General features: G+C 40.6%; 23 protein-coding genes. 17 read left to right on the plus strand and 6 right to left on the minus strand.

Going from position 1 to position 25,214, the window contains the following annotated elements; genetic code table 11:
• Positions 1-152: 152 nt before the first annotated feature.
• From rfbA to HWV03_RS08825, 4 genes are all read left to right on the plus strand, one after another.
• Positions 153-1,040: a glucose-1-phosphate thymidylyltransferase RfbA gene (gene rfbA, locus HWV03_RS08815; protein ID WP_211679364.1), complete on the plus strand. Its 888-nt coding sequence runs from the start codon at positions 153-155 to the stop codon at positions 1,038-1,040.
• A gap of 135 nt (positions 1,041-1,175) precedes the next feature.
• Entirely contained in the window at positions 1,176-1,361 is a 186-nt protein-coding gene (locus HWV03_RS22560; RefSeq protein ID WP_255547133.1) for a sugar nucleotide-binding protein, read from the plus strand.
• Positions 1,362-1,443: 82 nt separating this feature from the next.
• On the plus strand, positions 1,444-1,653 hold the full coding sequence (locus HWV03_RS22565; protein ID WP_255547134.1) for a sugar nucleotide-binding protein: 210 nt from the start codon (positions 1,444-1,446) through the stop codon (positions 1,651-1,653).
• Positions 1,654-1,677: 24 nt separating this feature from the next.
• Entirely contained in the window at positions 1,678-2,949 is a 1,272-nt protein-coding gene (locus tag HWV03_RS08825) for an SAF domain-containing protein (RefSeq protein ID WP_211679365.1), read from the plus strand.
• A 137-nt stretch (positions 2,950-3,086) separates the two neighbouring features.
• Here the strand turns inward: HWV03_RS08825 and HWV03_RS08830 are convergent, their stop codons facing one another.
• Positions 3,087-3,983 (minus strand): glycosyltransferase family 2 protein, encoded by an 897-nt coding sequence (locus HWV03_RS08830; RefSeq protein WP_255547135.1) that lies wholly within the window; start codon positions 3,981-3,983, stop codon positions 3,087-3,089.
• Between the two features lie 182 nt (positions 3,984-4,165).
• On the opposite strand from HWV03_RS08830, the gene HWV03_RS08835 reads away from it, so the two are divergent.
• Positions 4,166-4,597, plus strand: a complete 432-nt coding sequence (locus HWV03_RS08835; RefSeq protein ID WP_211679366.1) for a GNAT family N-acetyltransferase — start codon at positions 4,166-4,168, stop codon at positions 4,595-4,597.
• Between the two features lie 48 nt (positions 4,598-4,645).
• Complete coding sequence (locus HWV03_RS08840) at positions 4,646-5,671, plus strand: serine hydrolase domain-containing protein (RefSeq protein WP_211679367.1); 1,026 nt, start codon at positions 4,646-4,648, stop codon at positions 5,669-5,671.
• A gap of 41 nt (positions 5,672-5,712) precedes the next feature.
• On the opposite strand, the gene HWV03_RS08845 is transcribed toward HWV03_RS08840, so the two are convergent.
• Together HWV03_RS08845 and HWV03_RS08850 are read right to left on the minus strand one after the other, a co-directional pair.
• A complete protein-coding gene (locus HWV03_RS08845; protein WP_211679368.1) occupies positions 5,713-6,840 on the minus strand; it encodes a flavin monoamine oxidase family protein in 1,128 nt (375 codons plus the stop codon).
• A gap of 23 nt (positions 6,841-6,863) precedes the next feature.
• Positions 6,864-7,532, minus strand: a complete 669-nt coding sequence (locus HWV03_RS08850) for a cupin domain-containing protein (protein WP_211679369.1) — start codon at positions 7,530-7,532, stop codon at positions 6,864-6,866.
• 132 nt (positions 7,533-7,664) lie between these two features.
• Between HWV03_RS08850 and gcvA the strand changes: the two genes are divergently transcribed.
• Entirely contained in the window at positions 7,665-8,585 is a 921-nt protein-coding gene (gene gcvA / locus HWV03_RS08855; protein ID WP_211679370.1) for a transcriptional regulator GcvA, read from the plus strand.
• A gap of 4 nt (positions 8,586-8,589) precedes the next feature.
• Here gcvA and HWV03_RS08860 read toward each other — a convergent pair whose 3' ends face one another.
• Positions 8,590-10,167 (minus strand): cytochrome-c peroxidase, encoded by a 1,578-nt coding sequence (locus tag HWV03_RS08860; protein ID WP_211679371.1) that lies wholly within the window; start codon positions 10,165-10,167, stop codon positions 8,590-8,592.
• 265 nt (positions 10,168-10,432) lie between these two features.
• On the opposite strand from HWV03_RS08860, the gene HWV03_RS08865 reads away from it, so the two are divergent.
• The 10 genes from HWV03_RS08865 to HWV03_RS08910 all read left to right on the plus strand — a co-directional run bounded on the left by HWV03_RS08865 (position 10,433) and on the right by HWV03_RS08910 (position 22,937).
• Complete coding sequence (locus HWV03_RS08865) at positions 10,433-10,981, plus strand: NAD/FAD-utilizing enzyme (RefSeq protein WP_211675027.1); 549 nt, start codon at positions 10,433-10,435, stop codon at positions 10,979-10,981.
• Between the two features lie 134 nt (positions 10,982-11,115).
• Positions 11,116-12,486 carry a c-type cytochrome gene (locus HWV03_RS08870; RefSeq protein ID WP_211679372.1) on the plus strand — a complete coding sequence of 457 codons (1,371 nt, stop codon included), beginning with the start codon at positions 11,116-11,118 and terminating at the stop codon, positions 12,484-12,486.
• Positions 12,487-12,514: 28 nt separating this feature from the next.
• Complete coding sequence (locus tag HWV03_RS08875) at positions 12,515-14,248, plus strand: cytochrome c oxidase subunit I (RefSeq protein WP_211680129.1); 1,734 nt, start codon at positions 12,515-12,517, stop codon at positions 14,246-14,248.
• Positions 14,249-14,250: 2 nt separating this feature from the next.
• Entirely contained in the window at positions 14,251-14,952 is a 702-nt protein-coding gene (locus tag HWV03_RS08880) for a cytochrome c oxidase subunit 3 (RefSeq protein WP_211679373.1), read from the plus strand.
• Between the two features lie 9 nt (positions 14,953-14,961).
• A complete protein-coding gene (locus HWV03_RS08885; RefSeq protein ID WP_211679374.1) occupies positions 14,962-15,639 on the plus strand; it encodes a heme-copper oxidase subunit III family protein in 678 nt (225 codons plus the stop codon).
• Positions 15,640-15,648: 9 nt separating this feature from the next.
• Positions 15,649-15,966 carry a cytochrome C oxidase subunit IV family protein gene (locus tag HWV03_RS08890; RefSeq protein WP_211679375.1) on the plus strand — a complete coding sequence of 106 codons (318 nt, stop codon included), beginning with the start codon at positions 15,649-15,651 and terminating at the stop codon, positions 15,964-15,966.
• A gap of 74 nt (positions 15,967-16,040) precedes the next feature.
• Positions 16,041-16,631: an SCO family protein gene (locus tag HWV03_RS08895; protein WP_211679376.1), complete on the plus strand. Its 591-nt coding sequence runs from the start codon at positions 16,041-16,043 to the stop codon at positions 16,629-16,631.
• Positions 16,632-16,812: 181 nt separating this feature from the next.
• On the plus strand, positions 16,813-17,199 hold the full coding sequence (gene grcA / locus HWV03_RS08900; RefSeq protein WP_211679377.1) for an autonomous glycyl radical cofactor GrcA: 387 nt from the start codon (positions 16,813-16,815) through the stop codon (positions 17,197-17,199).
• 286 nt (positions 17,200-17,485) lie between these two features.
• Positions 17,486-22,315: a fibronectin type III domain-containing protein gene (locus HWV03_RS08905; protein WP_211679378.1), complete on the plus strand. Its 4,830-nt coding sequence runs from the start codon at positions 17,486-17,488 to the stop codon at positions 22,313-22,315.
• A gap of 199 nt (positions 22,316-22,514) precedes the next feature.
• The gene (locus HWV03_RS08910; protein WP_211679379.1) at positions 22,515-22,937 is read left to right on the plus strand and encodes an MAPEG family protein; all 423 of its coding nucleotides are present in this window, start codon (positions 22,515-22,517) and stop codon (positions 22,935-22,937) included.
• 135 nt (positions 22,938-23,072) lie between these two features.
• Here the strand turns inward: HWV03_RS08910 and HWV03_RS08915 are convergent, their stop codons facing one another.
• Both HWV03_RS08915 and HWV03_RS08920 read right to left on the minus strand, forming a co-directional pair.
• Entirely contained in the window at positions 23,073-24,365 is a 1,293-nt protein-coding gene (locus tag HWV03_RS08915; protein ID WP_211679380.1) for an MFS transporter, read from the minus strand.
• The gene (locus HWV03_RS08920) at positions 24,365-25,114 is read right to left on the minus strand and encodes a glycerophosphoryl diester phosphodiesterase (RefSeq protein WP_211679381.1); all 750 of its coding nucleotides are present in this window, start codon (positions 25,112-25,114) and stop codon (positions 24,365-24,367) included. Before HWV03_RS08920 ends, HWV03_RS08915 begins: the two co-directional genes overlap by 1 nt.
• Between the last annotated feature and the right edge of the window lie 100 nt (positions 25,115-25,214).

The raw sequence follows: 25,214 nt of genomic DNA on the forward strand, positions 1-25,214 counted from the left end.
TAATAGAGAGTCCCTGCCGTTTTGTTGAGGAAAGTATTATCGCGATCTGATTAAATTTGTTCGCGATAGACTGGGGTATTTAGATAATACAATATGGTGGCAGCGTGTTCTAAGCGGTGATTATCAGTTAATACGTCGAGGAGAAAGTGCGAATGGGCGATAAAAAATACAAAGGTATTGTGTTAGCGGGTGGCTCCGGTACGCGTTTACATCCCATCACCAGAGCGGTGTCTAAGCAGCTATTACCGATTTATGATAAGCCAATGATCTACTACCCACTCTCGGTACTTATGCTGGCTAATATTAAAGATATATTAATTATTTCGACGCCAGAGGACCTTCCACACTTTAAAGATTTATTCGGTGATGGTTCGACATTTGGGCTTAACATTGAGTATGCAGAGCAGTTAAGGCCAGAGGGGATCGCGCAAGCTTTTATCATTGGTGAAGACTTTATTGGTGACGATAATGTCTGCCTGATATTGGGAGACAATGTCTTTTATGGTCAGCACTTTACTGGGAAATTGTTAAATGCAACGAGTCGAGATGAAGGGGCAACGATCTTTGGTTATCAAGTGACGGACCCTGGCCGATTTGGGGTGGTGGAGTTTGATAGTGAAGGTAAAGCGATCAGTATCGAAGAAAAACCCGAATATCCTAAGTCTAATATCGCTGTTACGGGCCTATACTTCTATGATCACCGAGTCATTAATATGGCTAAATCATTAACCCCGTCGGCACGTGATGAAGTCGAAATAACGGATATAACCAATATGTATTTGGATGTTGGAGATTTGTTTGTTGAACGCTTTGGCCGTGGTTTTGCTTGGTTTGATACGGGAACACATTACTCATTATTAAAAGCATCGATGTTTGTGCAAACCATTGAAGATAACCAGGGTTTAAAAGTTGCGTGCTTAGAAGAAATTGCATTCTCGCAAGGCTGGATCACACGGGGAGAATTAGAAGATCAAGCATGCTTGTTACAGAAAACGGAGTATGGGCAATACCTTTACGGTTTACTTAAGGAGGACCTGTAGATGAAAGTATCTAAGACTTCCATTGATGAGTGCGGTCTTATTTGGAATGACCCAGCATTAAATATACATTGGCCTTGTAGTAACCCTTTACTCTCTGAAAAGACAATCGATACAAGCCCGTGTTGATGATCAGTTATGGACGTTTTACTTACCGATATTGATACACTGGATATGACGAATGCAGAGCAAGTTTCATCGTTGCCTTTGCAATTTAGACCCGATGTAGTGATTAACACTGCCGCTTATACTCAGGTTGATAAAGCTGAAGAAGCCGTCAATGCTACGGCTCTTATTTACTCGCAAAAGAGTGTCATAAAATAGGAGCACTATCAATCAATTGTAATATGGATGAAATTGGTGTTGTTAACGACCAATTCTAGGTTGCCCTACGTATGCAGGTTACTTGGCTAACTTAGCGCTCGATATTGCTAAGGATTACACGCTTGAAACTGGGCGATATCTAAATTTAAAAGCGGTGTCGAGCGAAGAATATGCTTCAATTGCCAAGCGGCCGAAGAATGGCATTTTAAATTGCCATAAAATATCACCGATATTTAAACCGTCGGATTGGCGGGAAAAATTACAACATGTGGTGAAAAAATCAATAGCATAACCGTTCCATCGTTGGGGGAAATCAATGATAAATAGAAATCTATTAGACGCATATAAAATCGAGCATGGGAGCATTAAGGTTGCCATTGCTGGTGCGGGTTATATCAGTAAAGGGTTGATACAACAGATCACATTACTTGATTTTATTGATGTCGTGTCGATCTACTCTAAAACCCGAGCGCCTATTATTGCGTTATTAAAAGATGCCAACTTACCTTTATCTATTATTGCCGATGATATTAAAGAGCTATGTGAAAATGATGCGGACATTGTGATTGAATTGACTGGTGATACTGAGTTTGGCTGTGAGCTTGCTCTGGCAGCGTTAGCGGCGAATAAGCATTTTGTTGTCAGCGCTGAAACAGACGCATTAGTTGGACCTGTTCTTGCTGAGTTATTCCGTGAAAAAGATCTAATCTACAGTAATATGTGGGGAGATGAACCCGGATTAATCAAGCACCTTTATAATTACGCGGATGTATTGGGATTTGGTATTGTTGCAGTTGGTAAATTTAAAGGGTTTCACGATTCGTTTGCCAATCCTGATACTGTACTTCCTTGGGCTGAAAAGTCGGGGCAAAAACCGACGATGATAGCCTCGTTTGCAGATGGCTCTAAAATGTCGATGGAAATGACGATTGTTTCTAATGCCACAGGCTTAGTTGCTGATGTTCATGGTATGCACTTAGCAAAAGGAACGCTAGAAGATATTGTCGATTTGTTGCAACTAAAAAAAGATGGCGGTATTTTGAATCGAACTGGCGTTATTGAAGTTGTCTGCGGTGTCGAACCCAGTGGTGGGGTATTTGCTGTCATCACTACGGACAAGCCTGAGATATTGCACTCTCTTTCCTATTATAAAATGGGTGATGGTCCTAATTATCTGTTGTATTTACCTTATCACATGCCTGGTATTGAAGCCTTATACGGGCTATATGTTAACGTTGTGGAGCATCAATCTATTGTTCGTCCATTAGGGGCTCCCGTTTCAGACGTTATCACTCGTGCGAAGCGAGACCTAAAAAAGGGGGACCAACTTGATTGTATTGGTGGGTATGATTATTACGGTGAAATGACTGGCGCTGAGTTCTCTGTTGAACAGAGTGCATTGCCATTAGGTTTAGCGGTTGGAGCGAGGTTATTAGTCGATATTAAAAAAGGCGACCCGATCTTATTTCAACATGTAGAAATCCAGGGTCATAAAGATGGTTGTGAATTACGTGAGCGATTTAACGAGATGGTGCTGGAGAATAGACCATTAGATACTCGTGATATTAAACGGGCTAATTTAGGTTAGGTTCATAGCGCTAATATACGACGCAGTTAATACCAAAAGCGAGTCATTTTACCAGTGACTTGCTTTTGTGTTTATGACTTGTGTTTATGAGAGGCTAGGTCGACTATAGGCTATTTACGTAATCGGATTAGGTTGCTTTAATTGTACAGTTTGATGGTGTCGGTGGTAAATAATGCTTTCATTTTTCCGTATTTATCAACTAATTGTAATAATGGTTTTGCATATTTAGATTGGCCAAAAGGTAATTTAATTAACACGATAAAGAGTAATAGAATGAGTTTTATTAATACATCACTAAAGTAAGTGAGTTTATTTGCTAATGGTGTTTGCTGTATACGATAGCGTGTATATGTTTCACCTATTCGGATGGCTCTTTTTAATAAATAATGTATGTTTAATCGATTACTTGCCACTTCTTCACTGACATACGCTTCACTTGAGCACACCAATTTACCGCCATGCTGATATAGTCGATAAAAGAAATCGGCATCCTCACCGCCAGTTAAACCATAGTTAGAATCGAACTTGAGTTGGTATTTCTGTATTGCGGTTTGACTGATTAAAGTTGAATTCGTTGCGCCACTGGTGACTTCTTGGCCATTACTTACCGCAGATCTATCAAATACACCAGATTCGATTATCCATTGCGGTGTGTGGTTCGGGTAGGTTGATTTAACACGACCGAAAACGGCATCTGCTTGATAGGTCTGCGCCGTTGCTAAAAGTTGCGCTAACCAGTCGGGATCTGCAACTTCATCATCATCGATAAAGGCTATCCATTCACCTTTGGTATCAGCTATTGAACAGTTACGTGCTAACGCGATATTCTTCGCCGTTTCTTGGCGATAGAAAACAGGAATGTTCATGAGGGCTGCTTGTGCCTTGACGAGCTTTTCGGCATAGCCTTGCTCATCGTTATCAACCACGATAATTTCAATGTTGACATGTTCGGGTAGCCGCAATGCTGCAATACTCTGCAGGGTATCGACGACATGATCTCTTTGGTATGTGCACATGCAAATAGATATCAGCATTTCTGTTTTCACCTATCAAGTGATGGCCTCCTAGTAATTGTAGTGAGGGAAGACGCTATTCGCTATTATGATGATTGATTATACAGAGTAGGATACGGCGCTGTTCACCTCATTGATCTTGTTATATTAATCACTTATAGGTACTATCCATTATTTCAACCATTTTCAAATATAGACAATCCATGAACCTTGAATACAGACTCGCTACCGAGCAAGATTATGATTTCGCGTTTAACTTAAAAAAATCCGCGGAATATGGGCCGATTAACGCTGTTTTTGGTTGGGATGAACTACTACAGCAACAAATGCATGCAGAGGAATGGGCGGTTGGTAAACCTATGTTGATCTGTATTGATGGTATCGCTGTTGGCAGCTATAAGATTGAAACAAACGCTGACCATATTCATTTTTGCCGCTTTTTCTTATTACCTGAACATCAGGGGAAAGGCATTGGTAGCAAGGTATTAAAACAGCTAATTACACTTGCCAAAGAGAAGCAATTACCTTGTAAGCTAAGTCATTTACAAGGTAATCGAGTCGGTGAGCTATATGCCCGTTTTGGCTTTGTTATAGATGACTGTGATAACCAATTTGTTTATATGTCTCGCCAATAAATAATGCGTTTAGATTATTCCCCACACCGTTATAGATGGATTTATAAAATGATGAAAACCAATGTACTTGTCTCTCGATTGGCGTATAGCTTAGCGATGACGTTGCCAATGGTAAGCGTTGCTGCACAGAATAAAGTCACTGAATTTAAATCAGTATTTACCAGTACCGATGTACCACGAGTGTTTAGTGGCGTGGCCGTTATTGCAAAAGGTAATGACATTACGTTTAGTTATACGTCAGCATCTCAGTCAGCAAGTTCTGACTCGGCAGCGCCCGCATTTACATTACAAACCCCCTTTGTGATCGCATCATTAAGTAAGCAAATGACTGCTGCATTAGTTATGAGAGAAGTAGACCAAGGCCGAGTCGATCTTGATGCGCCAATTAGTCAGTATCTTAACTACTTAAAAGGAAGGTGGGACGCGGTTATTACGGTTAGGCAATTGCTTAATCATTTATCTGGTATTGTGGCGATGAATAAACCACTTAAAACAGCCCCTGGTGACGTGTTTGCATATTCAAATACCGGTTATAACTTGTTAGGTGAATTGGTCGCTACGACATCAGGAAAAGACTATGAAACGTTAGCGTCAGACATGTTTGCATACTGTGGTATGGACAATACCAATCCATCAAGTAATACCAACAATGCGCTTCGTTATCATGAAAAATTACCGGGTGAGCTGGTGGCGATGACTAAGGACCTGCCTGCTAGTTCAGCGCCAAGTGCTGGTATCATCTCTACCGCCGAAGATTTAGTGGCATGGAATCAGTGTTTGCATAATAGTGATCTGATATCAGCTAAATCACATGTACAGATGGTCACTAAAGCGGCGACCAGAAAGCACCGTTGGGGTGAGTTAGGTTATGGTTTTGGTCTGCAATTATCAGACAAAACAGCGATGCAAGAATGGAGTCACAGCGGTTATGTTCTGGGTTATATTTCGACGTTAAGTTATTACCCAAAATCAGATACCAGCATGATCCTACTGGAAAATATATCTTGGTATCCGAAAGACATGACTCGGGTATTTTATTACCATGATCAATTACGTAGTCAGTTATTAAAGTAAGCTAAGGCTGTAAATAGACCTGTATTGTATACGAATGTTTTTTAAGTCGGAATACGAGCGATTACAGCTTCAGCCGCTTCTAGCGCGCCTTCGATATAACCCCCGTTTTCTTCTGCGGCTTCAGTTCCCGCAAAGTACCAACCTTGTTGGTAAATAGGCGCTAGCGCTGATTGAACATCGCGTAACCCATAATGTGGGTGAGCATTGGGTGCATTTTTATCGGCATCCGTCGCTGTCATGGTTTCTTGGCTCCAGTCGACTAACTTCACATCAATAGGTTGAGCGGCTTGTTCACCATAAATACGTACAAGCTGCTTCACTGCTAACGATTTAATTAACTCATTGCCTGCTGATTGGCGAGTATGTGCATCAATCCCCACAAAACCAAATAGCGCGCCTGCTCCCACATTACTACTATCGGCGGTACTGCTATCATCGATAGCCCAATCAATTGTACTTGCATCATGTATTTCTGCTAACGGACCCACTTGGCTACTGGCTGAACCGGACAAACCCGTTTTACGCCAGAAGGGTGTGTCGTAAATGGCAAAAAATTTAGCATGTGCTGCCATCCATGTCGCAGTCGATGCGAACTTTTTCTGTACTTTCGTCGGTAATTCAGGTGATAACGTAATGCTATTTGTAAGTAAGCGTAATGGCATCGCAAAGATAACCTGACGCGCTTGTATTGTTTGTAGTTCACCGTCTATTTCGGCTTTAATGATAGAATAACTATCTTGCTCTGTCGCAGTATGCGCGACATGCGTGACCTTAGCATTGCGAATAATACGCTCATTGATTAACTTCGCTTTAATACCATCAACAACAGTTTGCATGCCACCAGCAACACGCATTGATTGCGGTGAACCGGCGTAACCTGATTTATAGCGCAGCGGTGGTTTGTTCTCGTGTTTATCAAACAAGAACGCGCCTTTATCATGCTGTGGGAATACCGGTAAATGTAGATCATTAATCAACGTGGTAATACGTGGGTGCATGTCAGGCCAAAACCAAGAAGGCCCCATATCAAACTGGTCTTCGGTATATATTCGGCCACCCAGTCGCGCTCGACCTTCGAGTAAAATATAATTCTTACCAAGCTGTTCTAATAAATAAGCCGTATATAAACCGCTTAATCCACCGCCAATAATGACAAATTCTGATTTCATGTTAATACCTTAATAAGTGTAGGTTAGAGGCGGTAAGTGTGGTGACCTGTTTTGATCCAAACAATGCAATTATCTGAAGTTGTGGTGGCATCTAACATTTCACCAACAGGTAAACGCAGCCAATCAAATTGTCGGTAAATGTCTCCTCGATGGCTAAACTCACCATTAACAACAAGCACTTCAATACCACCTGTATTGTCTAGGCTGATACTTGAGTCATGTGTCCAACGTTCTAAACGTACCGTTTCTTGTTTGAATGTGTGTAGCGCTTTATATTGCACAGCAGTACGGCCTTCATCTTGGATAAAAGCTTGATTAGTCGTATTTATTTCCACATTTTGATCGTCACCGTCTTGGAACTGACCCAGTTTCACTATGATCATGCAGCCGTCTTTGACTATTGGTGCGTGCTCTGTACCGACAGGGTTACGCTTATAGGTGCCAACAGGATAGTCGCCATGTTCATCTGCGAACACACCGTCTAACACCAAGAACTCTTCACCACCGGTATGTACATGGTTAGTGAAATAACTGTCTGCCTCATAAGCAACAAGTGTTGTTGGCGTTGCTGCAAATTCAGCGCCATCACGCTCTAACATTTTACGTGATACACCTTTAAGCGGAGAGGGTTGCCAAGTTGACTCATTAAAGAATACTTTCGCTGATTGGGTTAGGTCGTTATTAATGTTCATATCGTTATTCCACAGATTAAGTGTCTTTATGTTGTAATTATGGATTTATTCTTTGCATATAACAAAGCACTACTTCTATACTGTTAGTATAGTTTTTCTTTAGTGGTAAGTGAAAGTGAGGTAGCGCTGAAAATGCAAAATATAGCCCATTTAAATGCAGTTCGTGCGTTTGAAGCGTCAGCAAGGCATCTTAGTTTTTCTTTGGCGGCAAAAGAACTGAATGTCACGCCTGCCGCAATCGGCCAGCAAGTACGTCTATTGGAAGAGTGGTTAGATATCACTTTGTTTATTCGTGCCACTAGCGGAGCTTCACGCTTAACGTTGACGGATCAGGCTAAGCTTGCACTGCCGGAAATAAGCCTAGGTTTAGAGCACATTTCTCAGGGATTAGCATTATTGCAAAAACCGATTATAAATAATGCCATCACAGTGTCAGTGAGTCCTGCGTTTGCTGCAAAATGGCTATTGATGCACATTGATGATTTTCAGCTTAAGTATCCTGATTATGACCTTCGCTTAAATACCAATTCTCGTTCTGTTGATTACTTTGCTGAGGATATTGATATTGGAGTGCGTTATGGCAAAGGCAATTGGCCGGGGCTGTCACAAACATTGCTGATGGATGAGGATATATTTCCAGTGTGCTCCCCAGATCTGGTTGAACAAGGGCTGAAGTTACCGACCGACTTAGCTCATTATCCGTTATTACACGATCATTCTATGCCGATCAGTTCAGGGTTTCCGACTTGGTTTAGCTGGTTGAGTGAGCAGGGTATAGATGATGTAGATACTAATAAGGGGTTGAAAATTAACAACTCAGCATCAGTAATTCAAGCAGCGGTGGCTGGGCAGGGGGTCGCATTAGGCCGCAGTGTATTAGTCAAAGATGATCTTGCTTGTGGACGATTAGTGAGGCCATTTCCAGAGCTGAATAACAGTACAGAATTGGCTTATTATATCGTCTGGCGACCTGAACATGATGCGTTAAAAAAGGTTCAGGCCTTTAAAGGCTGGTTATTAGATGTTGCCAACGATCTTAAAGATATATACTGAGAGCCTATAAATGGTTGCCATTTATGTCCGTTCCAATAAGCACTTGGTCATCGGGGTTATCCGTGCTTTCATCTGCTATCCAAGGGGCGAGGCAATCACGATCTTTGACACAAGGGTCTGTTAAGCTGTTAAGGAAGGTCACCAATTGATCAACTTCCTCATTATTTAAGTTCAAGATTGGTAATCGTGATGTTCCATTTTGGCGCTCTTGCTCAAGTTTATCTAATGCAAGTTCGCCATTAGCTTCAACGTTTGGATATAAGCTTGTACAATTTGCGATATTCTTGAATTGTGCTAATTGACACCACTCATAGTCATTAACATAATCATCAATACTGCGGACTGGGTTGATATGATGGCGCAGCACTCTTTCTAATGAATCAAATGTACCGGCGTGTCCATAAGGTGATGTTACAGCAATGTTTAATAAGCTTGGTGTTCGGAAGTTATATCTGTCCTGAGTATTACCGGTTACGCGCTCACGACCAAAATCATCATCGCCATTACTGCCATCACCTTTGCCAACGCCGATTTGTGGAAAGGCAATAATGTTATGGCGTTCGTCACTTAACAGCGGACCACTATGGCACGCCGAGCAGCCTGCACCATTGTCTTTAGCTGTATTAAAGAATAACAACGCACCTTGTTTTTGCTGTTCTGTTAACGCGCTAATATCACCATCGAGATAATTACGCCATGGTGAGTTGATAAACACCATAGATCGCTCATATTCCCCTATGGCTTTGCCGATGTTTGCGAAGGTGACAAGATCCTCTGTATCGGCATTACTATTGAATGCCGTTTGGAATTCGGTTAGCCATTGATTACGGGTTAATTCACCAGCGCCTTCGTCATAATCGCCCAGACGCGCGGCAAGGTGATGACGAATAACATCTCTGCTACTGCCATTTTCAAAATCAGCCGTTTTCATTTCGTGATTTGACGTAATGGGAAATCGAGTTTGTGCAACAACCAAGTTAGATCCAGCATTCTTATCTGTTACGCCAAAGCCGCTGTCTGGTGTACTAATGCCCGATTCCGTACCATTTTTGTCAACTTCTTTCCCTAAACTCTCGACGCGAGAATCCCAGAATAAACTACCGTCCCATAAAGCGATATTAAATATGGTAGGACTATTACGTGGCACAAAGGGTATACCTTCACTATTGTTACGTCCCTGACCAAGTACTTGCGTATTTATTGATTCGACACCAATAGGGAGACTTAATTCGTCTGCACCACCAAGTGTCGGGTGATGACAGCTAGCACAGGCGCTATCAAAATTACCGCCGAGGCTTTGACTAAAGAATAATTTTTTACCTAAATTAGCAAGCGGGGAGTTAATCGAGGGAATATCACGGTTTGCGGTCGCTGAGCGGCCAAGATTTTTTTCGGTGATGAGTGTTTGTAGCAATATGTCTAATTCAGTTGGTTCAGTTGGTTCAGTTGGTTGTGTACTGTCGTCATCAGAGTCACCTGCAGCCCCCCCTAAATTACCATCATTGCGGTGACATCCTGATAATGTCAATGCGAGAGATAGCATCATAATCAGTGCTAATGATTTTTTTATTTTAAATATCATATCAGATCCCACTCACTTGTAATTTGTTTTTCGAATTACTTAGTCTAATTAATGAGTATGGAAGAACAATGCGATAAATAAGGAATAAATATCTAAAATAACGCTAATTTGTAAAATTTATGCAATTTTAAAGTGTAAATTAGTGATAGATGAAACTGTTAATTACCTTTTTTATATTCACTTATTTAGATAACCAGACTATGGTTTGAGCATGGTTGTGTATTTCTGTATGTTAATTACGACAGTTTTCAAGGCGGTAGTAACTATGCTAAGACACTATTATGTATCTGATGATCTTGATGAGTTAGAGATTGTTGAAAAGGAGCTAGAAGCAGAAGGATTTACTGAACCTCAAATTCATGTATTAAGTCTTGATGATTGCCATGTTGAGCAGCACCATTTACATGAAGTTGAATCATTACTTAAACAAGATGTTATTCGAGGGGGAGAAATAGGGGCTGGTGTTGGCGTTATCATTGCGATGTTTGCGTTAGTGATACCCTATATGATGGGATGGACGAATGGTGGGGCTGGTTGGTTACCCTTTATATTTTTGTCTATTTTGAGCTTTGGGTTTTGTATTTGGGAAGGCGGATTCATTGGTTTTCAGAAGCCGAATGCGAATTTTGTTCGCTTTCAATCGCTATTAATAAAAGGGAAACATATCTTATTTGTCGATGTGGACCCGGTACAAGAGCATAATTTTGGCGTGATCATGCGATCGCACCCCGATGTTAAACCGGTCGGTTGTGGCGCGGGTTCTCCACATTGGGTCGTGAGTTGTCAGGATACATATAACCGCATGATGAAGTGACCACCTTAAACACGGCTTTAGTTATTTCGCAACGCAATTCAAATTTCTTGCGCTATGCTTACTAATTACACTGGTTTTCAGGTCACTAGTTAGTTTTATATTTTGTAAAACTGACAATAATTGATGGTTCAATTATGGTTATTGCGGTAGTAATTCTCTTACTGGTTATTAGCTCCTTATTGTTTCATTTCTTTAGTCCATGGTGGTTTACGCCTATCGCTTCTAATTGGACAGCAATAGATCAAACTATCAATATTACCTTCTGGGTCACGGGTATCGTATTTGTTGCCGTGAATCTGTTTCTCGCTTATGTGGTGTATCGGTTCCGTTACAACAAAAAAAGAAAAGCAGATTATGATCCGGAGAATCGTAAATTAGAAGGTTGGTTAACGGTATTAACGTCGATTGGTATTATCGCTATGCTAACACCCGGGCTGTTTGTTTGGGCTGATTTTGTCAATGTGCCAGCAGATGCGAGTGAGGTCGAAGTGGTTGGCCAGCAATGGCATTGGAGTTTTCGCTTACCTGGTGAGGACGGCAAACTTGGTCGTACAGCCATTCCGTTAATTAATCAGAATAATCCGTTTGGTATCGACCCAGAAGATCCCCATGGGCAAGATGACGTGTTGATCAATAGTAATGAATTACATCTGCCTATCGAACATCCTGTTAAAGTGTTATTGCGCTCTAAAGATGTGCTACATAATTTCACCGTGCCTCAATTTAGAGTGAAAATGGACTTGGTGCCAGGCACTCAATCTTACCTTTGGTTCACACCTACTTTACTTGGTCGTTTCGAAATTCTATGCCTCGAGTTATGTGGTATTGCTCACTATACAATGCGTGGACACGTTGTTGTTGAATCTGAACGTGATTATCAAACATGGCTTAACCAACAGCCAACATTTAGCCAAAGCCTTGCTCGTATTAGTCGTGAAATTTCGGCAGGTCAGCAGATGTATACCACGTGCATTGCCTGTCATGGCGCGAATGGTGAAGGGAATAGCACGATAGGTGCGCCAGCATTAGCGGGTCAGGAACGTGATTACCTTAATCGGCAGTTACATTATTTCCGTAATAATATTCGTGGTAGCAGTGATGATGATATTTATGGCCGTCAAATGTTACCGTTTGCAGCAATGTTAGCTGACGATACTGCAGTGGCTAATATCAGTCGTTACCTTAATTCGTTGCCGCCTGTGACTGTGACTCAGTCAACGGAACATCGAGGTAATGTGTCGGTTGGACGAGAACTATATCAGAATTGTGCCGTTTGTCATGGTGAACTTGCTCAAGGCAATTATGCCCAGAAAGCACCTAAATTAGCGGGACAGCATACAGGCTACCTCAAGCGTCAATTAGAGAATTATCAAAGAGGTATTCGCGGTACACATCCACAAGATATGTATGGTTCTCAGATGATTCTGATGTCTAAGTTGCTGCACGACGATCGCGCTATCGACGATGTTCTCGCGTATATCGCTATATTACAGCCAGTTAAATAAGGTTTGGCAGGAGGTTTTAGTGAAAGAAATGCAGCCTATAGCAGACGACCACCAACCATCAGGCTTCTTTGCTAAGTATGTGTGGAGTCTGGATCATAAAGTGATTGCGATTCAATATTCAATCACGGCTATTTTTGTCGGCTTGATCGCTTTAGTATTATCTGCGCTAATGCGCTTACAGCTCGGTTTTCCTGATCATTTCTCTTTTATTGACCCAAGCTCTTATCTGCAATATGTCACCATGCATGGGATCATTATGGTGATCTATTTGCTTACCGCATTATTACTCGGTGGCTTTGGTAATTACCTGATCCCATTGATGATTGGCGCTAGGGATATGGTGTTTCCTTATCTTAACATGCTGAGTTTCTGGACTTATTTGGTATCGGTTATCGTACTGATATCCAGTTTTTTTGTTACCGGAGGGCCGACTGGTGCAGGGTGGACCTTGTACCCACCACAAGCTATTTTACAAGGTACACCGGGGGCTGATAACGGCATATTGTTGATGTTGTTATCGCTGGCCATTTTTATTATTGCTTTTACCATGGGTGGACTTAATTATGTGACCACTATATTGCAAGCGCGTACTCGTGGTATGACCCTGATGAGAATGCCACTGACATTGTGGGGCATTTTCATTGCTACTATTTTAGGCTTGTTGGCATTTCCTGCGTTGCTGGTCAGCGCGATCATGATGATATTTGATAAATTACTGGGTACCAGCTTCTTTATGCCTGCGATCTTATCCTTAGGTGAGAACTTAGACTACACCGGCGGGAGCCCCATCTTATTTCAACATCTATTTTGGTTCTTTGGTCATCCGGAGGTATACATTGTCGCTTTGCCTGCATTCGGCATGGTGTCGGATGTGATAGCTACTCACGCCCGTAAAAATATATTTGGTTATCGGATGATGGTATGGGCGATTGTCGCGATTGGTGGGCTTAGTTTTGTGGTGTGGGCACATCATATGTATGTCAGTGGGATGAATCCTTATTTTGGTTTTTTCTTTGCTACCACCACCTTGATTATTGCAGTACCGACAGCATTGAAAGTCTATAACTGGCTGCTTACGTTATGGCGTGGCAATATTCATTTTACGGTGCCGATGTTTTTCGCTATTGGTTTTATCTTTACCTTTACGCACGGTGGTCTAACAGGCTTGTTCTTAGGTAATGTGGTGGTTGATTTACCGTTGTCGGACACATTTTTTGTAGTCGCGCATTTTCATATGGTGATGGGGGTGTCGCCGATCATGGTGCTGTTTGCAGCCATCTATCATTGGTTCCCGTTAGTGACGGGTCGTCTGTTGCATACGGGGCTGGGTAAATTACATTTCTGGGTCACTTTCCTTGGCACCTATGCGATTTATTTACCGATGCATTATCTTGGTTTTCTTGGTGTGCCGCGCCGTTATTTTGCGCTGGGCGATACTGCTTTCATTCCCGATTCAACACAAACACTCAATGCCGGTATTACTGTTGCTGCTTTGATTGTTGGTGTGGGTCAGCTGATCTTTATTTTCAATCTAATCTGGAGTTTACGACGGGGTAAACTGGCCGTTGCTAACCCTTGGCAAGCGACGTCGTTGGAATGGCAGACGCCGCAATGCCCGCCTGTGCATGGTAATTGGGGGGATAACGTGCCTGTCGTTTACCGGTGGGCTTATGATTACAGTGTACCTGGACACAAAACTGATTTTACCCCACAAAATATAATGGATTCAGAGTGTTTATTAACAGATAAGGGAGGGCGGTAATAATGAACATTGTTCGTCAATTACTCAGTAAGCCTTGGTTATCAGACGATGCTGATATTTCCGAATCATATAATCAGACGAAATGTTTGAAAGTGACCCAGACCGAATCAACAAAAACGGCTCTGGTGTTTTTCTTGATGGTGGTGACCGTTGTTTTCTTCTTGATTTCAATCACTTTTTTATCTCGGTCACAATATCCCGATTTTACGGCGTTAGCGGGCCCCCCTTGGTTACCTTTTAGTAATCCAATTACCCTTTGGGTGAACAGCGCGTTCTTATTATTAGCATCTATTTCTATTCGCTTTGCGGCTAACACTAAGCCGATTAATGAGGGGGTAGGTCAAACACGTATGGTGTTGGCGTTATGCCTGACGGGGTTATTTAGTTGCTTGTTTTTAATCGGGCAATTATTAGTGTGGCAGCAACTTACTGTATCGGGCTTTGCGGTAAATGGGAATCCAGCCAACAGTTATTTCTATTTGTTTACGGGTATTCATGGATTACATTTGGCGGGAGGCTTTATTGCATTAATTCGGGTTGTTATTACATTTGTTAAACATACTGATAGTGAAAGATTGACGGCTAACTTAGGTTTATGTGTTTGGTATTGGCATTATTTGTTTATTGTATGGATGTTGCTGTTTGCGTTGTTAACGGCAACACCAGATACCTACAAAACGATTGCATTGCTTTGTGGTTTTTAGGAGAAGGTCATGAATAATAACAGCCACAATGATGATGAAAAGAAAGGCTGGCAAAGTGTGGTATCTGATTGGTCGAATGATCGCACCGTGTTTGATATGCCTTGGCCTAAGTTTATGATGTGGGTCTTTTTACTCAGTGATACTTTCATTTTTGGTATTTTTCTAACCGCTTATATGAGCGTGCGAATGAGTACGGTCGATGTGTGGCCTAATTCGAGTGAAGTATTTGCGTTAACGATCGCAGGGGAACACGTGCCCTTAGTGCTGATTGCGATTATGACGTTCATTCTTATTACCAGTAGCGGCACGATGGCGATGGCGGTGAATTTTGCCTATCAAGGCGATAAACGCAAAGCCAGTTATCTGATGTTTATTACCGCTTTATTAGGTATATCTTTTGTTGGTATGCAAGCTTTTGAATGGAGCAAGTTGATCTTTGAAGAAGGGGTGAGACCATGGAGTAATCCGTTAGGCGCGGCACAGTTTGGTGCCACCTTTTTTATGATCACTGGGTTTCACGGTTTGCATGTTAGCGCTGGGATTATCTACTTGTTAGTGATTGCCAAGCGTGTTCGTGCGGGGGATTATGAAAAAAAAGGTTATCAAATGGTTGAAATATCGGGACTGTATTGGCATTTTGTTGATCTAGTTTGGGTATTTATTTTTGCTTTTTTCTATCTTTGGTGAGGTGTGATAATGAAGTCCACACAAACACAAAAAATTGGTCAAGTGCACCCTATAAGCCTTTACCTTAAAGCATGGTTGTTGTTATTTATCTTAAGTGCTTGCTCATATATGGTGGATTATTTTCATGTTCAAGGCTATTTACGCTGGGCACTTATCTTGTTTTTTATGGTTATGAAGGCGGGGTTGATTTTAACTGTGTTTATGCATCTAAAATGGGAACGGTTTGCAGTCAAGCTACTGTTATTTATTCCTCCTATTGCGATCTTGATTTTTATTACCTTAATGAATGTAGAAGCCAGTTATGTGTTTATAAGTAGGCATTTATAAATAAATTATTATATACAGGCTTGGGCTTAAGCATCATATTTATTTTTTTTATTGTGCTAAGGGCCTTGTTTGGGTTGTATCAATCTCAACCCGTCGCGAAAATTAATGGGGTTGCCTTGAATGACGCGATGCCGATTACGGACTTTGTATTACAAGATCAACATGGCAATCGTTTTACTCAGGATGACTTGTTAGACAAGTGGCATATCGTTGCTGCAGGTTATACGCACTGCGGCGATATTTGTCCTATGACGTTATTAGCACTGAGTCAGTTCCAGCTTAACTTAGAGCAAAGCGCATTTGAGGATGACGTTGATATTATTTTTTATACCGTTGATCCTCAGCGTGATACGCCCCAAGTATTGGCTGAATACTTGGCATTTTTCGCTCCTGAGATAATAGGGCTAAGGCAAGTTGAGGAGGTGACTTATTTAGGGTTTGTAAATAGCTTAAATATTATTGCCATTTATGAATATGAAACCACTAATGACAATTATAGCGTTAGCCACAGTTTTGCTTTTATGGTTATTAATCCTGAAGGGAAATTACAAGCCGTACTCGAACCTGAAACCAACCCTTTTGGTAATGCAATATTATCATCGGATCTCTTATTTGAAGATTTTAAGCGAGTACGGCAGCGTTATAACGATGCGAAAGGAAGTTGACCAACCTGAACAAGAGCCAGTTACATATCGATTTTCAAGTTCATTTTCCCACTTATTTAACCTTGTTCTAACATAGGTTTCACATACCCATAAAGTATTAATTATTATTTATATAACCCTTGTATTTATAAGGTTTATTGTTGTATGGTTGATTCAAATCTACAACATAGAAGGTAATACAATGAGTAAATTAAAAGGTATTCAAATCACTAAAGCTGATGATCAGCGTCTTAATAATTCAATTTGGCTCATTGATGGAAGTGCAGAGCAAGCAAGGTGTATCGGTACTGTTAATGATGTGATTGCACAAGACGCGGTTGTTAACTTAGCTGAGCTAGGTAACTTTGAGTCACGTGATATTGCCATCGAAGAGCCTGCTAAAGTAGAAGGTGGCCAGCATCTAAACGTGAACGTATTAACACGTGAAACTCTTGAAGATGCAATTAAAAATCCGAGTGCTTACCCACAACTTACGATCCGTGTATCGGGTTATGCGGTGCGTTTTAATTCATTAACATCAGAACAACAGCAAGACGTTATCAGCCGTACGTTCTCTAAAACAATGTAATAATATCTGTTCATTATTATTTCCTTAACCTCAGTCATTGCTGGGGTTTTAATCCTCATACTTTCCTCCCTATTTTGAATGAATTATAAGCAATATTGTGTCGTTTATTGTGTCGTTTATTGATATTGAATATAGTTTATACTCGCCGCGCTTCTTAATCTGTTATCAATTGTGTATTTTATCGTTTAAATTGGTATTTTAAATATTAATTCTAAAATTTTAATGTGATTTTGTATTGAATCATCAAAAAATGATGGTTTTTATTAAATGGACTTAGGGAAAGTGAATGAAGTATATATTCTGGATTGTATTGATCTTATCTGTTTCAGGCTGTAATGAAGATTCCGAAACTCAACAACCTATCCCTCAACCTATCCCTCAACCTATCCCTCAACCTCAACCTCAACCTCAACCTATTCCTATACCGGAACCGCCAGAAAAAGAAGTTATGGCGGTCGAAAATGTTCGATTAATCGCGACTACTCAAACAAGTCTGACGCTAGGCTGGGATGGTAACCACAATGCAGATGGTTATATTATTCGTCGAGATGGTAATAAAATCGCGACGGTTAGTCGTGGTTTATATCGCTTTGTTGATACGAACCTACAAGAAAATCATAGCTATGCATATGCAGTGTTGGCTTTGGATAAGGAAGGCAGAGAATCAGAACCGCGTAATATCACTGCTTTAACAGTGAAGAATGACAGCCCAGTAATCTCGCCTATTACAGATATTTTGTTGATAAACGATACCGCAACATTAGGTGCTCCTGTCGTTCAAATAAATGCAAGCGATGCTAATGGTGATACATTGCATTATCAAATTGCCAGTGAGCAAGCATTAAATTATTTTGCGATTGATGAACATGGTTTATTAACAGTGTCGGCTTCGGTTAATGCATTGTCATCAAAAATTATGGATATTTCTGTACAGGTGAGTGACGGTTTAAGTTCGGTAACTGTGCCGCTTCAGGTGGCATTTATACCGTATGCGGCAAAACTAGAAAACCAGGGGCTGTTACGCAAGTATTATCGAGATAATAAAGTTAGAGGCTTACTTTCTGAGCTTAAAGCATTATCGACATTTCCTGATAAACCGACTTCTATTAATGTTGTAGACGACTTCGAATCACCAAGTAATATTGCAAACAAATATGGTCAGACTCTGGAAGGCTATGTCGTCCCACCTGTTACTGGTGAATATAAATTTTGGATCGCTTCAGATGACCAATCTGAACTGTTATTAAGCGATAGTGTTAGTACCAAAGGGTTAAGACGAATTGCTTATACAGATCGAGCTACAAAAAAACGTGAATGGGACCCTGTGCGTTATGATAGTCAAGCTTCTGACATCATTTATCTTGAAGCGGGTCAAGTATATGCCGTAAAGGCGTTAATGGCAGAATACTATGGATCTGACTTATTAGCGGTCGCTTGGGAAGGGCCCGGTATTTCAAAGGGCGTTATTAGCAATGAATATCTACGTTTACCTATTGATATAATAAAACCTAAGCCTGTATTTAACTTTAATTGGCTAAAAACGTCAGAAGATACGCTGATCTTACAATGGAATGCGACAACCGATAATGTTGATGTAGAACGTTACTTAATTAATACAAACAATAAGTTACTAGCAACGACAGGTAAGGACGAACTATCGATTGCGTTAACGGGCTTGGAAAGTGCCACTCGTTATGATTTCACTATTCGAGCACAGGATAAAGCCGGTAATAAGTCGCTGGAAAGTGATCCCTTGATGATCGTGATTGATGATTTTATAGCCCCTTCGGCGGTGACTAACATTAGGGTTAATGGCAAGGGGACTAATTTTATTGATCTGGCTTGGGATGCTTCAACAGATGAAGATAAGCAGCAAATACTTTACCGTATTTATCAAGGCGGTGAATATGTCGCACAAACTTATAATACGAATTATAAATTGAAGCAATTATTACCTGCTACAAACTACGATATTACATTGGAAGCAATTGATATTGTTGGTAACAGTAGCGGTTTATCAAATGGACTATCGGTACAGACTAACACCTTGGTTGCAGATACTCCTGTATTCGAATATCCGTATTATGAGTTTGCGGTTCCTGCTAATCACTCTATAGATAATTCGTTTGCGACATTGAGTTTTATTGAGCAGCAAGGATTGGTGTTTAAGATAGCATCTGGTGATAATGCGGACTTGTTTGCCATCAATGAGCAAGGCCAGTTGAGCTTGAAACGTCATATTATTGAGGGCGAATTACGTTCGTTCAATCTTGAGGTTACGATAAGTAAAGATAATAAAACAAGTTCTACACTAGTGAAAGTGAATGTTTTATCCAGTGATGTATTACTTTATCAAGGTGTGTCACAGGAAATATGGACTGGAATATCTGGCTCGAGTGTTGCTGTTATTAATACCTTAGCGCCGATTAACCAACAAAGTACATTAACAGACTTTAAATCACTCACCAATATGGGTTCTTCTTATGGCCAACGAGTATATGGTTATTTCACTGTACCTGTGAGTGGGGATTACAGTTTTTGGCTAGCTTCTGATGATAATAGTGAATTACGTATTAGTGCTGATATGACGCGTGATAAAGCTGATTTAGTCGCGCATATTACTGGTTATACTCGTGAAGATCAGTGGAGTAATAGAAGCCAGGTTAAAACGAATATTAATTTAAATGCTGGTCAGTATTATTATATCGAAGTGCTTCATAAAGAAGGCGGTGGTGGTGATCACATGTCAGTGGCATGGCAAGGGGCTGGTATTCCGAGTCGTACTTTAATGACAGGAGAATTCTTGATACCTTATAGTCGTTTTCATCCTGCTGCGGTAAAAGTTGATACTGCAATACAAACTGGTTTTGACAGTCAAGGGAATCAACTTCAGCTTAATATTAGTGTGGATGAAAGCGCTGAGGGTTACCCTATTTGGGTTTATTATGGTGAAATGGATGCAGGTAGTAATGCTGAAGGGTGGCAGTATCGCGTTAAGTTAAGGGATTTGTTAGCGGGTGAACATAGCATTACACTGTCACCAATTGATCCCGGCAAAACGTATTATATTCGAACTGAGACTGTTGGACCTACGGGCAGCCGTTGGAGCCAAAATGCGACGACTGTACGTACGGTTATTATTGATCCAAATAAAACTGCTGGCGAATCATTACCGCAAAAGATTGATATCGACGTTAGCATTAATGATGTTGACTATGCATTAGAATTTACTAAGCATTCGGTTCGTTCTCCTCATTTTCAATTACTTACCTTTGATTCTCGTCGAGTCAAAGAATATGAATCCGTATCACCAATGCCGGAAATTAGAACTTACCGTGGCATTGTAACGAACAATGCTGCGGTAACCGTTACTGGTGTGATCGATGCGTTAGGTACTATTCATATCTCGGCGTGGAAGGGTGATATGCTATTTTGGCAGAAAAATGTCGATGTTAGTGAGTTTATAACCCCAACGGCGTTAGGTAATGATGAAACAGATACTCAAGAGTTAATTATTGATTTCGAGTTGCCTGCTATTGAGAATGGCCGTTTATATCAACCGCAACCAGGAAATGACTTCCATAATAGTTTATCGCGTGTTGCTTTTAAATTTGAAGAAAATCAATTTGATAAAGCAGCAGGGAATAACATTATCAACGGTGTTGCGCAAATGGAAGGGCACATTAATGAACTCGACTATATGTGGGCACAAAAGACAGGCTTACGTTGGGATATCGGTAAAGCAGTTATCGAATTAAAGGGAGATATCGGTAAGGCTACGCAAACTCGTCCGAGTGCGCCTGATGCAACTAACTTTAGCATTGATTTTCAAGACCCGGTGAATGGCGGGCAGTGTTGGGGTGGTGGTTATTGGGTTGGCTGTACCGCAGGTTATACCATGAGTTGGGGCTTCACTCATGAAATTGGGCATAACTTAGGGTTAGGCCATGGCGAACAAACCGATAATAATAATCAAATCCAAGAGCCAAGAACGCATATGGGTAATATGCAAGCATGGAATACGACGCGTCGGATTCAAAAAGGCTCTCGCTTTAAACCCGCGAAGGCATTAACAGACCCGATGTTACCAGCCACATTTAAAGATTATTTAACTGTATATAAAAATGAATCTGGTTTAGTTGATCCACTGGCAAATGATTATGACGCAAATGGCGATCTATTAACCATTGAGAGTTTTGACGCAGCAACATTCGCTGGAGGCACTGTTATTGCTTATGGTGATTCATTACGCTATACACCACCTGTCGATTTTGTCGGGGTCGATCAATTTAGTTATGTTGCTACAGATGGTGAATATCAAACCCGTGGCCCAGTGATGATTCAAGTTTTAGCCCCTGAGTTAACCGCGTATTGGGATATGGATAGCCTACGCGATAATAAAGTGACAGACCTGTCCGGTTTTAGTAATGACTTACAGGCTGAAACAGCAGGTGTTACATTGACTGAAATGCAAACGGTGGGAATAACAGCTCAAGGTATTACTATTCCATTGTTAGCACCTAAGGAGATGACGAATGATCCTTTAGGCGATCGTTTATTGGAGCATAAATTAGATCCGGGTCATAAAAGCTTTACAGCGGCTATGTGGTTTAAATACACGGTAACTGACGGTGATAAACTACTTATTGGTAAATCGTCAAAAACCCCAAATAATATGAATTATGGTGGTTGGGAGATCCGTGCGAGTGGACAAGATTTAGAAATTCAAGTTAATTTCCGCGACCGTTTTATGTATCCGAACAATGTGACGATAGTTCAGCCTGATGCAATTGTTGATGGCAGTTGGCACCATGTAGCCGTTGTCATCGATCGGGAAAATAAGCAATTACTGGGTTATATTGATGGTGCACCGTTTGATCTACAAGGTGATTTACCGATGGGAAATAGCCCGATCACTGCCGCGATGAATACTTCAGGTTACGGTGGTGGTTCGCCATTTAAAGTGGGCGGGCATACACGTGTTACCTGTGAAGATGGTGCGACCTCGGCAGACCCTAAAATTTGTGTATCCGCATTGGAACAAGCATATGATAGTGTCAAAATTTATCATAAAGCCTTGTCAGCACAGGATGTTAGATCTTTGTTCACGGAGTAAATAGTCACTTTAGCTAAGCACCATCAAAGAAAGAGTTTGATGGTGTTTCTATTCACAAATCATAAAACATACATTTCCTATTTTTCCTTATTTGCTTTATACCTAGTTGATAGATTAATTACATTAGATACCTAAACTACGTCAAAATTCTGATTGTTCATTTTGAAGTAACTTAGGTACTAAATAAAGGAAGAAAGAGATGGATGGAATCAGTATTTTATACCCGTTACTTGCGCATGTGCTTTTAGTGATATCTCTGTATGTTTTGTTGGTAATACGCAAATCAAAAGCAATAAAAGCAAAGGCTGTCGATTTTAATAAAACGGCGTTGAATAACAAGGCATGGCCAGAAGATGTTGTTCAAGTATCTAATAACTTAGATAATCAGTTTGAATCACCTTTGGTGTTCTATGGCTTGTGCATTATCACTGTGTTGGTTGGGGCGGTGAATAGTTTTGCTATTGGACTGTCAGTTATTTATGTTGTGTTTCGCTATATTCATGCTTATGTGCATGTGGGGACTAACTATGTACCGCATAGATTACGTGCGTTTTCACTGTCTTTGTTTGTGCTGCTATTACTGTTAATTCAAACGTCAGTACATATAGCTATGGCTGCGTAGCGAAAAATAGAGTGTTATAAATAGCTGTTCAGTGATGGGTATGCTTATTAAAAAAATAGCCGCAATTGATGCGGCTATTTTGTTTGTATTATACAGTGCTTAGACGACCTTAATTAGGAGTCTTAATCACCTTGATTATGCTGGTGTTGCATCATCAGTTGAGATATTACCTGCTTGCTTACGTTTTAATAGCAGTAAACAAATCGCGGTGAACATACCAAATGCTGATACGCTTAGACCAATACCAAAGATCATTTGATACGCTTCAATTGCAGGATAAGTATCGATGATCCAACCGTTTAGTGCGTAAGCCCAGAATACAGATGCGTATGCAGCGAATGAACCAACACTCATCGCAGCGCCACTGAATTCTTTTGGAACACCAGCTTCAGCAATCGGCGCTAAGATGATGCCTTTTGCTAGGAAGATACTAAACGAGAAGCACATTAGTAGAATCATGTTCATTACTAACATTTCAGCTGATTTTGGTAGTAAAATTGTAATACCTAAACAGATAACAGTCAGACCCAGTGCACACAACATCATTTTAATTGAGGATTTGAACACAAAGTCAGCAATTGAGCCAGCAACAAGACCTGCAACAACACCCATAGCACCCGTATTAATGATACCGAAGATAGCCGCTTCTGCAGTTGTTAAACCAAACACAGCTTCTAAGTATGGCACTGTGTAGATAAGCGTAATGTAAGTCCAGTAAACTGTTAGAGATGTTAGTGCAGCTAGCCATACTGTCGGCATTTTTAATACATAGAATAAACCTTGTAATGCTGCTTTGTTTTTACTTTCGCCTGCTTTAACTTCTAATTGATTGTCTGGTACAAATTTCCATACACAGAAGATCATTGGCAGGATAAGTAAGGTATAGAATACGATAGCACCTTGGAAAATCAAGATTGAACCACTCACTAGCGCCATGATACCAACGATAATTGCGTTCATGCTCATTTCTGTTGCACGACGGATTGACTCTAATAAACCAAAAGCCATGCCTTTGTTGTCATCGCCTGACATTAAGTTAACGCCATTCACAACCGCAGGCCAGAAGATCGCGTCAATCAGACCCCAAAGTCCGGCAATGATGATTAAGAAGGTAAATTCAGGTTGAAAGATGATGATAGCCATCATACTTAAGAATCGTATGAACATACTGGTCATCAAAATCGAGCGTACAGAGAAACGGTTATTTACCCAACCTGCAGGAATGTAGAAGAACATTGCAGAACCGATTAAGGTAAACAACACACCCATCTGTGTATTATCTATGTTTAAAACTTCAAGTAGTAAGTTATAAAACGTACCTTTAAATGCTTCGAAAGCAGAGTAAATGATTTGTCCTGATAGCACGACAGATAAGAAACCGTAAAAACGGGTTTTTGAATCGAAGCCAATTTTTCCTAATAAACTCATTATTTATTACCTAACACTTTGTATTTTGACGGGAATTTATGGGCGACATCGGTACAAATACCGTCGACACCCCAGTTGAATAATTGATTAGCGCGCGCAAGATCGTTTACAGTCCACACGTTTACTTTAAAACCAGCGGCTTTAAATTTGTGAACCATTTCTTGTGTTAAGCCTTTGTCTTCTGGATGGATGTAATCTGCGTTACACCAATCTAAAATTGAGTTCCAATCGTCCCATAAGGTATGGCTTTCGAATAAACAAGCAACTTGGGTTTCTGGGCTACGACGTTTAAATTCGGTTAGCGCAAGGTGGTTGAAGCTTGATACGATTAATTCGCGCTCAGGGTTTAGATCTTTCAAACCAATAATTAAATTATCAATCAGGGTATAGCTAAGCTCTGCACTTGCTGCGCATGATTTAATTTCGATATTCATGTTTAGCTCAAGGTCATTTGCTAATGAAATTAACTCTTGGAGGGTCGGAAGTTTTTCACCAATGAATTCATCTGCAAACCAACTGCCAGCATCGATATTCGCGATATCGTCATGACTGATTTTGCATAATTGACCACTCTTGTCAGTACAACGATCTAAAGTATCGTCATGTGAGACAATAATCGTACCGTCTTTTAAAATATCAACGTCACATTCGAACCATTGAATATTATTCTTTTTGCATAAAGAAAATGCGGCTAATGTATTTTCTGGTGCCAGCGATGACATTCCACGATGAGCAATCAATCTTTTCATTGTTAACCTTCTTGCAACTAAAATTGTGACGGGATAATAGGGGAGATTATATAAACGAAATGTGACATAGATACAATTATCACTATTCGAAAGTAAAAAT

The organism is Moritella sp. 36, from assembly GCF_018219415.1.
GTDB lineage: Bacteria > Pseudomonadota > Gammaproteobacteria > Enterobacterales > Moritellaceae > Moritella.

What these genes read in the sequence shown, in the direction of transcription:
- HWV03_RS08890 (WP_211679375.1), top strand. Translation starts at nt 15,649, where the DNA reads ATGAAGTCCACACAAACACAAAAAATTGGTCAAGTGCACCCTATAAGC.
- HWV03_RS08830 (WP_255547135.1), bottom strand. Translation starts at nt 3,983, where the DNA reads ATGCTGATATCTATTTGCATGTGCACATACCAAAGAGATCATGTCGTC.
- HWV03_RS08885 (WP_211679374.1), top strand. Translation starts at nt 14,962, where the DNA reads ATGAATAATAACAGCCACAATGATGATGAAAAGAAAGGCTGGCAAAGT.
- HWV03_RS22560 (WP_255547133.1), top strand. Translation starts at nt 1,176, where the DNA reads ATGGACGTTTTACTTACCGATATTGATACACTGGATATGACGAATGCA.
- HWV03_RS08910 (WP_211679379.1), top strand. Translation starts at nt 22,515, where the DNA reads ATGGATGGAATCAGTATTTTATACCCGTTACTTGCGCATGTGCTTTTA.
- HWV03_RS08840 (WP_211679367.1), top strand. Translation starts at nt 4,646, where the DNA reads ATGATGAAAACCAATGTACTTGTCTCTCGATTGGCGTATAGCTTAGCG.
- HWV03_RS08865 (WP_211675027.1), top strand. Translation starts at nt 10,433, where the DNA reads ATGCTAAGACACTATTATGTATCTGATGATCTTGATGAGTTAGAGATT.
- HWV03_RS08825 (WP_211679365.1), top strand. Translation starts at nt 1,678, where the DNA reads ATGATAAATAGAAATCTATTAGACGCATATAAAATCGAGCATGGGAGC.
- rfbA (WP_211679364.1), top strand. Translation starts at nt 153, where the DNA reads ATGGGCGATAAAAAATACAAAGGTATTGTGTTAGCGGGTGGCTCCGGT.
- HWV03_RS08835 (WP_211679366.1), top strand. Translation starts at nt 4,166, where the DNA reads ATGAACCTTGAATACAGACTCGCTACCGAGCAAGATTATGATTTCGCG.
- grcA (WP_211679377.1), top strand. Translation starts at nt 16,813, where the DNA reads ATGAGTAAATTAAAAGGTATTCAAATCACTAAAGCTGATGATCAGCGT.
- HWV03_RS08860 (WP_211679371.1), bottom strand. Translation starts at nt 10,167, where the DNA reads ATGATATTTAAAATAAAAAAATCATTAGCACTGATTATGATGCTATCT.
- HWV03_RS08880 (WP_211679373.1), top strand. Translation starts at nt 14,251, where the DNA reads ATGAACATTGTTCGTCAATTACTCAGTAAGCCTTGGTTATCAGACGAT.
- HWV03_RS08915 (WP_211679380.1), bottom strand. Translation starts at nt 24,365, where the DNA reads ATGAGTTTATTAGGAAAAATTGGCTTCGATTCAAAAACCCGTTTTTAC.
- HWV03_RS08870 (WP_211679372.1), top strand. Translation starts at nt 11,116, where the DNA reads ATGGTTATTGCGGTAGTAATTCTCTTACTGGTTATTAGCTCCTTATTG.
- HWV03_RS08920 (WP_211679381.1), bottom strand. Translation starts at nt 25,114, where the DNA reads ATGAAAAGATTGATTGCTCATCGTGGAATGTCATCGCTGGCACCAGAA.
- HWV03_RS08850 (WP_211679369.1), bottom strand. Translation starts at nt 7,532, where the DNA reads ATGAACATTAATAACGACCTAACCCAATCAGCGAAAGTATTCTTTAAT.
- HWV03_RS08905 (WP_211679378.1), top strand. Translation starts at nt 17,486, where the DNA reads ATGAAGTATATATTCTGGATTGTATTGATCTTATCTGTTTCAGGCTGT.
- HWV03_RS08845 (WP_211679368.1), bottom strand. Translation starts at nt 6,840, where the DNA reads ATGAAATCAGAATTTGTCATTATTGGCGGTGGATTAAGCGGTTTATAT.
- gcvA (WP_211679370.1), top strand. Translation starts at nt 7,665, where the DNA reads ATGCAAAATATAGCCCATTTAAATGCAGTTCGTGCGTTTGAAGCGTCA.
- HWV03_RS08875 (WP_211680129.1), top strand. Translation starts at nt 12,515, where the DNA reads ATGCAGCCTATAGCAGACGACCACCAACCATCAGGCTTCTTTGCTAAG.